Origin of the sequence: Phocaeicola massiliensis B84634 = Timone 84634 = DSM 17679 = JCM 13223, assembly GCF_000382445.1 — a bacterium.
Lineage (GTDB): Bacteria > Bacteroidota > Bacteroidia > Bacteroidales > Bacteroidaceae > Phocaeicola > Phocaeicola massiliensis.
Genome location: NZ_KB905485.1, coordinates 1 through 1570, shown reverse-complemented (window position 1 = coordinate 1570; position 1570 = coordinate 1). Strand labels below are relative to the sequence as shown.

The following is a 1570-nucleotide window of genomic DNA, read 5'->3' as shown; positions in this document are numbered from 1 at the left end:
ACGAGTTAGAACTCAAACAAATGAAGGGTCGTATTTCAACAGCGGCTCCACAAACACTGGCGTGCCTGCTTCAAAGCCTCCGACCTATCCTACACATCACGTGCCCAAATTCAATGATAAGCTATAGTAAAGGTTCACGGGGTCTTTTCGTCCCATCGCGGGTAATCGGCATCTTCACCGATACTACAATTTCACTGAGCTCACGGTTGAGACAGTGTCCAGATCATTACACCATTCGTGCAGGTCGGAACTTACCCGACAAGGAATTTCGCTACCTTAGGACCGTTATAGTTACGGCCGCCGTTTACTGGGGCTTCAATTCAATGCTTCTCTTGCGATGACATCTCCTCTTAACCTTCCAGCACCGGGCAGGTGTCAGGCTGTATACAGCGTCTTTCGACTTCGCACAGCCCTGTGTTTTTGTTAAACAGTTGCCTGGACCGATTCTCTGCGCCCTCCCGCTAACGGGTAGGGACCCTTTTTCCCGAAGTTACAGGGTTAATTTGCCTAGTTCCTTAACCGTGAATCACTCAAGCGCCTTAGTATATTCAACCCGACTACGTGTGTCCGTTTGCGGTACGGGTACCCTGAAGGTTATGTTTAGCGGATTTTCTTGGCAGTATGATTACATGCACTGTTGGATTGTCCGGAAGGACGCTCCATACTGTCAGGTTCGAATCTTGTGGTGGATTTGCCTGCCACAATCAACTTCTACACCCTTTAACCAGCTATTCCGTCAGCTGGCGGCATTGTCACGACTGCGTCTCCACGTCACCCTAAAGGGTAGTACCGGAATATTAACCGGTTCTGCCATCGGCCTCGCCGTTCGGCTGAGCCTTAGGACCCGACTGACCCTGATCCGATTAGCGTTGATCAGGAAACCTGAGTCTTGCGGCGAGGGGGTTTCTCACCCCCTTTATCGTTACTTATACCTACATTTGCTTTTCCACACGCTCCAGCAGGGCTCACGCCCCACCTTCGACGCAGAGTGGAATGCTCCCCTACCGATCATTATATGATCCCACTGCTTCGGTAAACAGCTTGATACCCGATTATTATCCACGCCAAACTCCTCGACTAGTGAGCTGTTACGCACTCTTTAAATGAATGGCTGCTTCCAAGCCAACATCCTAGCTGTCTTAGCAATCTGACTTCGTTAGTTTAACTTAGCTGTTATTTCGGGACCTTAGCAGGTGGTCCGGATTCTTCTCCTCTCGGGCACGGACCTTAGCACCCATGCCCTCACTCCTGACCTCAAACTAATGCGCATTCGGAGTTTATCAAGACTTGATAGGCGGTGAAGCCCTCGCATCTTATCAGTCGCTCTACCTCACATTAGTAATGGTCAAGGCTGCACCTAAATGCATTTCGGGGAGTACGAGCTATCTCCAAGTTTGATTAGCCTTTCACCCCTACCCTCAAGTCATCCAGAAGCTTTTCAACGCTTATTGGTTCGGTCCTCCATCCGGTGTTACCCGGACTTCAACCTGCTCAAGGGTAGATCACTTGGTTTCGCGTCTACCACTACCGACTATACGCCCTGTTCAGACTCGCTTTCGCTTCGGCTACA

At 50.1% G+C, this 1570-nt stretch carries 1 rRNA gene; it reads right to left on the bottom strand.

The features are described 5' to 3' along the window. A 23S ribosomal RNA gene (locus HMPREF1534_RS0119470) occupies positions 1 to 1570 on the bottom strand; the annotation flags it as partial.